Source organism: Nonomuraea cypriaca, assembly GCF_015645445.1.
In the GTDB taxonomy this organism is placed as follows: domain Bacteria; phylum Actinomycetota; class Actinomycetes; order Streptosporangiales; family Streptosporangiaceae; genus Nonomuraea; species Nonomuraea cypriaca.
Genome location: NZ_JADOGI010000369.1, coordinates 1 through 7,232 on the forward strand (window position 1 = coordinate 1; position 7,232 = coordinate 7,232).

Below are 7,232 nucleotides of genomic sequence, written 5' to 3' on the forward strand. Positions count from 1 at the left end.
CTCTTGACCTCCCCGCCTGGAACAGGCCCCCTGATCTCCCCGCCTCGGACAGGCCGCCTGACCGCCGCCCTCCGCATCGGGCAGGGCTCATGATCGACGTCAAGGACCTGGTGGTCTCGTACGGCACCGCGACGGCACTGGACCACGTCACGCTCACGGTCGGCAAGGGAGAGATGGTCGCCCTGCTGGGGCCGAACGGCGCGGGCAAGTCGACACTGGCCAACACGCTCGCCGGGCTCTTGAAGCCCGCGTCCGGGCAGGTGGAGATCGGGGGCCGGCTGGCTCTGATCCCCGAAGGCCGCCAGCTTTTTCCGGATTTGTCGGTCGCGGACAACCTGGTGCTGGGCGGCTGGCGCTCCGGCTCGCGTGACCCCTCCCCCGTGTACGAGCTGCTCCCCCGGCTGGCGGAGCTGGCCGGACGGCGGGCCGGGGTGTTGTCGGGAGGCGAGCAGCAGATGGTCGCGTTCGGACGGGCGATGATGTCGCAGCCCTCGGTGCTCGTCGTCGACGAACTGTCCCTGGGCCTCGCCCCGAACGTGACCGCCGACCTCGCCGAGCATCTCGTGGAGCTGAACCGCTCGCAGGGCCTCGCCGTGCTGCTCATCGAACAGAACGCCCGGCTGGCCTTCGACCTGTGCCGGCGGGCTTACGTACTGGAGTCCGGGCGGTTGGTGACCGAGGGCGCCTGCGCGGACCTGGCCGACGATCCCCGAGTGGCCAGCGCGTACCTGGGCGGGGCGATCACATGAGGCGGCGGTGCGGCGCTCATCGCACGAACGCCGGGGAGGCGGCACGGCGTGAGCGCCGCATGACCGCTGGGGAGGTGAGCACGGGATGGGCGCGTTCCTGACGTACCTGCTCAACGGGTTGGCGGTCGGGTGCGCGATCGCGCTCATCGCCAGCGGGCTGGTCGTCATCCACCGGGTCACGGGCGTGGTGAACTTCGCGCAGGGCACGTTCGCCGTGGTGGCGGGGCTGTGCACGTCCTCGCTGCTCGGTCTCGGTTTCCCGCACGGGCTGAGCGAGCTGGCGGCCGTCGTGGTCGCGGCGGTCGCGGGCCTGCTGACGGGCCTGGCCGCGATCGGCAGGCCCGGCACCACACCCCTGTCGGCGCTCATCGTCACGCTGGGCGTCGGCGTGCTGGCGTACGCCGTGGAGATCGTCTTGTGGGGCGACCAGCCGCGCTCGGCCCCCGGTCTGGCGGGGTCGGTGACCGTGGCCGGCGCCCGGATCCAGACGCAGCACCTGCTGGTGATCGCGGTGACCGCGCTGACGTTCGTGCTGCTCGCCCTGTTCTTCGGCCGCACCTACCTTGGTAAGGCGCTGACCGCGTGCGCCTCGAACCCGTACGCCGCCCGCGTGGTCGGGATCGACACCCGGCGGATGGGCCTGCTGGCGTTCGCGCTCGGCGGACTGCTCGGCGGCCTCGCCGGGGTACTGGTGACCCCCCTGCGGCCCATCTCCTTCGACACCGACGTCACCCTCATCGTGAACGGCTTCGCCGCCGCCGTCTTCGGCGCCCTCACCCGCCCGGTGATCACACTCATCGGCGCCCTCCTGCTGGGCGTGGCCGAAACCATGGCCGCCGGCTACGGCTACGGCTCCCACCAGCTGGAGGTGGCCCTGGGCCTCATGCTCATCGTCATGATCGTCCAAGCCGGCCGCCGCTCCACGCTCTCCCAGGAGCCGACTTGACGAGCCCCGCGCGCGAGCCCGCCATGATCCGACCCGGACAGGCGCCATCCACTCGGGCAGCAACCATCCACCTGGGCGGCGGCCATTTGCTCGGGCAGGAGCCATCCATCTGGGCGGCGGCCATCCGCTCAGGCAGGAGTCGGACATGACCGGACTGAGGCTCGGACAGGAGCGGACGTGATCAGGGTCGTCGCCGGACTCCTGGTCGCCGCCGTCACGCTCGCGCTGCCGGCGGTGCTCGACGACAGCTCGCTCGCCGTGTACATCCTGCTCGGCCTGGCCGCGATGGTCACGGTCGGGGTGTCACTGCTCATGGGGTACGCCGGCCAGGTCTCGCTGGGCCAGGGCGCCTTCTACGCCATCGGCGCCTACACCGCCGCCCTGCTGGCCCTGAACGGCGCACCCCCGCTGGCCGGCCTGATCGCCGCACCCCTGGTGGCCGCCGTGTCCGCGCTCGTCATCGGCACTCCGCTTCTGCGGCTACGCGGTCACCACCTGGCGTTCGCGACCCTGGCCATGCAGCTCATCCTGCTCTCCCTCGCCGGGCAGCTGGAGTTCACCGGCGGGGACATCGGCCTTCAGGCCATCCCGCAGTTCTCGATCGGGTCGTTCGAGCTGGGCAGCGCGGCCGCGTACGCGTACCTGACCTGGGCGGGACTGGCCCTGGTCATGCTGGTGACCCACAACGTCATCACCTCCCGCCCCGGCCGCGCCCTGCGAGCCCTGGCCACCAGCGAGACCGCCGCCGCATCGTCGGGGATCCCGGTCGGCCGTTACAAACTGGTCGTCTTCGCCCTGTCAGCAGCCTTCGCCGGGCTGGCCGGCGGCATCTACTGCTTCTACACCGGGTACGTCGCGCCGAGCTCGTTCCCGGTGCTCATCTCGATCCAGTACATCGTCATGGCCGTCGTCGGCGGCCTGGGCACCATCTGGGGCGCCATCGTCGGGGCGAGCGCCATCACCCTCCTCCTCCAGGCACTGAACAACCTGTCCGCACTGCCGGGGATGCCCACGTACGCACCGAGCGTGCTGTCATACGCGGTCTACGCACTCGTACTGATCCTGGTCGTACTCTTCCTCCCTCACGGCCTGGTCCCCGCCATCACCGGCCGCCTGTCCAGAAAACCGGCAGGACCGCCCGTGGAAACCCGCTGACCTTCCATCGTGACGATCAATAGTGACCAAGCGCCCCGATCCACTCGCAACCGGAATCCAGCGGGCCGCAGCTTGGGTTGGCTGGTTGCGTCGGGGATCAGCCGAACGCCCAACCGGTCACCCTTCGATGAAGAAGGGGGGCGGGCTTCCCGGTCGAGGTCGGCGGACGAGGCTTGCAGAGGCTGCGATGGAGAAGGGACAATCACTCGGTGTGGATGACACGGCCGGCCTCGAAAACGCTGCCGAACTGGCCTTGACGGCTTTCTGCTGGTGGCGCGCCGATATCCCGCATGACGTATGCGAGGCCTACTGGCGCGACGTGCACGGGATCATGTTCGCCCGCGTTCCGGGCCTGTGGCAGTATCGGCAGCTGCGCCTCGCAGCCAACCGTCCCGATCTCTGGCCGGAAGTCCAGGGCATCTCGTTTGATGCGGCGGATGTGGCTCAGCCTCAGGGCATGCCGCACGGGCTCTTCCTGTCCGAGGCCGATCTGGTCGCGTTCGGTAGCAATCCGATCGCGAGGGAGAGCATTCCCAACGACGCACACAACTTCATCGGCCGCATCGGTGCCCAGCTGTCGCCTCCCGGCGGCGGCCGCACACTTGTCGACCGCATCAACGATCCCGCCATGCAGGGTCCTCCCCCAGTGCCGACCTTCGTGCTCTGCTTTGTTCCAAGAGCGCGAGCCGCGTCGGCCGAGGCGTTCCATCGCTACCTGTCCGAGCACGTCGCACGCCCTTGGAGCAGGCATCCGGGCGTCATGCGTCTGCGCGTTGAGCCGCTTCCCCCTTACGACCGGTCGGCAATGGCCTCGCCAGGTGTGGCACACCAATGGCCGAACGACGAGACCTATCTTGGCTGGCTCGAGCTGGCGGTGCGCGACGAGGGCGTGGTCGGCGATCTCCTGGCGGGCGCGGCCGCCGACGAACTTGCCGAACAGGTCAAGGCCGTCCACACCTACCCGGTCCGCGAGGTCTACACGATCATCTCTGCGGGACGGCCGACAGAGGTCGGCCTGCGCGGCTATCCGGCAGTGCAGACGATCATCGCCGCAGGCGCGGGCGATCAGCGCGGTGAGGCCGTCCTGAACCTCCTCTTCGGCGATGCCGTGCTCGGGCTGGATCAGCTCAGGCGGCGAACCTGAACTGCCATCGCCTGATCATCGTGAGGACGAACGAAGATCGAACGGTGGCCGCCGCGGCAGGGAGAGACCTTCACAGTGTGCGACCTGTTCGAGTCGGACGCGCCAGAAGCGCACAACAACGCCGAGACCACCAGGTCGTACTCCACGCTCAACCGCCGTCAGTTCGAGCAGAACTACCTGAACGTCCACGACACCTTGCCCGAGATCGTGCAGGGGCCAACGTCGATCACCCTCGATCACGCGAAGGGGGACACCTGCAGGTTCGTCCATGTCGACGCGTCGCACCTGTACACGCACGTCAAAGATGACGTCCTAGCGGCGCGGACCACCCTCAAGGACGACGGGATCGTCGCCTTCGACGACTACCGCAGCGAGCACACGCCGGGCGTCGCGCTCGCGGTCTGGGAGGCCGTCGCCGGTCTCGGCCTGGCGCCGGTCTGCATCAGCACGCAGAAGCTGTACGCCACGTGGGGCGATCCGGTGCCCGTCCAGCGGCGTCTGCTCGAATGGCTCAAGTCCCGTACCGACTTGTGGCATACGACGGACGTGCTCGGGGATCGGGATCTCGTACGCGTCAACCAGCGCAGGAAGCCGAAGCCCGTGTCGCCGGGGAACGACCTGGACATTAGCGACCCGGCGGACAATGGACGGAGATCCAGGGACGGTCGGCCGTTCCGCTGGATCTCCGTTTTCGTGCGGCTAGCCTTCCGGGGCCGCGCCGCCGTTGATCGTCTGGGCGTCGGCGGCAGGGGCCGTGCCCGGGTGGGCGCCGAGGCGCTCGACCAGGTCCGCGGGGGCCGCGCCGGCGTCGTACGGACCGGCCGTGGGCTCCGGGAGGGCGGCGGCCGAGGCCGGCGCCGCCGTGCCGGCGGACAGGGCCGCGCCGGAGGACAGCGTCTCCCCGTCCGAGGAAGCGAACCCGGACCCGGGCACCGAGGTGCCGTCGAACTCGAAGTGGACGCGCATGGCTGCTCCCTCCCTCGCTAGTTGAGCACCGCGTACCGGGCTTCGACGTTGACTTCCTGCGCGGTGAGGTTGCGAATGGTGATCCAGTACGTGATCCGGTCCGCGGTCGCCCGCTCGACGGCCACGTCCCACTCGACCTGCGCGGCGCCCGGCTTGGGCGAGGTCGACATCACGTTCCAGTCGACCTGCCAGGCCGCCGGCCAGTTGAAGGTGAACCAGCGGCGGGACTGGTTCGCCGGGACGGTCCCGGTGAACTGCACTCCTATGAACATGACGAACCTTTCTCTTCACCATCCGAGTACGGCGTAACGGCCTTCGAAAGCGACCTGGCTCTGGGTGAGGTTGGAGACGCAGATCCAGTACGTGGCGTAGGTGTCGGACGCCCGTTCGACGCGGGTCCGCCAGCGGATCTGCGGCGAGCCGGTCTGCGGCGTGACCGGCACGACCGTCCACAGCACGTACCAGTGCGCGGGCCAGTTGAACGTGAACCAGCAGGCGGTCTGACCGGGCGCCAGCGATCCGGTGAACTGGGTGCCGGTCCAGATGGACGCGGGCTGGCTGACGCGGGCCAGCATGGCGCGCAGGTCGGGCCGGTTGCCGATGCGCTGGGTACGCGGCCGGTTCGGGGCGTCGGTCTGCGGTGAGCCCGCGGCGCGCAGCTCCGCGCGGGCGCGGGCGGGCGTGAGCGGGATCCGGCCCGCCGCGCGCAGCGCTCCCTGGACGCTGCTGAGCACGCCGGTCACGATCGGCGTGGCGCTCGAGGTGCCGGAGAAGCGGTCGGTGTACCACTCGTTCTCGTTCGGCCCGCCCTGCAGGTCGCCCGCCTGACCGCTGAGGCCGCCCGTGGTGGTGACCTCCCTGCCCCAGGCCTGGACGTCCACGGCCGACCCCCAGTTGGAGAAGTCGAGCCTGGACCGGTCGGGCCCGTGGTCACGGCCGTGGGTGCCCGGGGGCGGGGCCCCGGCGCCGACGAGTACGGACCCCGAGTCACGGGCCGCCCGGTCGAACGGGTTGCGCCACGTCTGCGGGAACCCGGCGGGCCGGGTCGAGTAGAGCGCGTCATCGAGGTTCTCCGCGCCGTTGCCGGCCGCCGAGACGACGACGACGCCCCTCGCGACGGCGTACCTGATGGCCTGGTAGTCGTCCTCCCACCATTCGATGGGGATGAACCCGCGCTGGTCCTGGCGGTTCTCGAAGCCGAACCTCGGCCCCGCCCGGTGCAGCTCGATGATCAGTACGTCTCCTGGGCGCAGGTGGTCGGCGGCGGTCTTGATCGCGGCCCCGGTGCCGATGCCGAAGAAGGACACGGCGCGGACGTTGGCGTCGGGGCAGATGCCGGTGATGCCGAAGAGGTTCGCGTCACCGCCGAACTCACCGACGACGGCCGTCCCGTGGTTGCGCCATCCCAGGTCCGCCGTCGGCGTTCCGCCCACGACGCCGCCCTGGTTCGCGATCAGGTCCTCGTGGCCGAACTGCCAGGCGCCCTCGATGTCGATGATGTTGACGTTCGCGCCCCGGCCGCCGGGAACGGTCCACGCGTGCCGGGCGTCCACCCCGCCGGGAGCGGGGTCGAGGTAGCCCTGGCGGGAGACGAAGTCGGGGGTGTGCGCGGGCGGGCCCTCCTTGGCCGCCGGCACCATCTCGTCGGCGCGGAACGGCGGCAGCGCGCCCGGCTTGACGTACGCGGCCTCGACGACCTCGGCCGCCCTCATGCTCTCCGCGAGCGAGTCGAGCCGGTCGTCGGGCGCGGTGACGCGGTAGAAGACCGACAGGTCGGGGAGGTCGGGATTGTCGGCCAGCGACGCCCGTACGTGCTCCTCCGAGCCGAACATCGGCACCATCGTCACGTCCGGCGCGGCGGTGAGCTCCTGGAGCGGGGTGATGTCCATCCCGACGGCGGAGGCGATCCCCGAGGAGTCCGTCGTCAGGCGGGCGTCCGGCTTGGCGATGACCACCAGCTCGCGTTCCGTGGCGTACGGGGGCGGGGTGTGGTTTCTGTCTGTTCGACGTTTGTTAGGTGGCATGAGATTCCTTCTCGCGTGATCCCAGGTGGTTCGGTCGCGATGGAGCCCTCTTCCCGCAGGGCACCGCAGACGCTAGTTCCGGCGTGCCTGGGTCGCCTCGGGCAACGCCTCCGGGATTCCCCTAGTACTACATGCCTAGATCGCGTTCAGCGATCGTCCGGTTTCTCAGCGTGAGATGGCTGGGGTGTGTGACCGTATCGTCATGCCCCAGCCTCAGGAATACGCAGGCGCGGTGACAGCCGCGGATC

7 protein-coding genes are annotated in these 7,232 nt (G+C 69.9%); 5 read left to right on the forward strand and 2 right to left on the reverse strand.

Annotated elements, in window-relative coordinates:
* The 5 genes from ITP53_RS52700 to ITP53_RS56710 all read left to right on the forward strand — a co-directional run.
* Positions 1 to 749: ABC transporter ATP-binding protein (locus tag ITP53_RS52700; RefSeq protein WP_328818680.1), on the forward strand; the 749-nt coding region annotated here is incomplete at its 5' end.
* Between the two features lie 85 nt (positions 750 to 834).
* Positions 835 to 1,695 (forward strand): branched-chain amino acid ABC transporter permease, encoded by an 861-nt coding sequence (locus tag ITP53_RS52705; protein WP_195903026.1) that lies wholly within the window; start codon positions 835 to 837, stop codon positions 1,693 to 1,695.
* 177 nt (positions 1,696 to 1,872) lie between these two features.
* Complete coding sequence (locus tag ITP53_RS52710) at positions 1,873 to 2,850, forward strand: branched-chain amino acid ABC transporter permease (RefSeq protein ID WP_195903027.1); 978 nt, start codon at positions 1,873 to 1,875, stop codon at positions 2,848 to 2,850.
* A 211-nt stretch (positions 2,851 to 3,061) separates the two neighbouring features.
* Positions 3,062 to 3,994, forward strand: coding sequence for an ethyl tert-butyl ether degradation protein EthD (locus tag ITP53_RS52715; RefSeq protein ID WP_207757672.1), 933 nt, complete (start codon positions 3,062 to 3,064; stop codon positions 3,992 to 3,994).
* Positions 3,995 to 4,069: 75 nt separating this feature from the next.
* Positions 4,070 to 4,981 carry a class I SAM-dependent methyltransferase gene (locus ITP53_RS56710; protein WP_207757673.1) on the forward strand — a complete coding sequence of 304 codons (912 nt, stop codon included), beginning with the start codon at positions 4,070 to 4,072 and terminating at the stop codon, positions 4,979 to 4,981.
* Here the strand turns inward: ITP53_RS56710 and ITP53_RS52725 are convergent.
* Both ITP53_RS52725 and ITP53_RS52730 read right to left on the reverse strand, forming a co-directional pair.
* A complete protein-coding gene (locus ITP53_RS52725) occupies positions 4,978 to 5,232 on the reverse strand; it encodes a hypothetical protein (RefSeq protein ID WP_195903029.1) in 255 nt (84 codons plus the stop codon). The genes ITP53_RS56710 and ITP53_RS52725 overlap by 4 nt on opposite strands.
* A 15-nt stretch (positions 5,233 to 5,247) precedes the next feature.
* A complete protein-coding gene (locus tag ITP53_RS52730; RefSeq protein WP_195903030.1) occupies positions 5,248 to 6,984 on the reverse strand; it encodes a S8 family serine peptidase in 1,737 nt (578 codons plus the stop codon).
* Positions 6,985 to 7,232: the final 248 nt, after the last annotated feature.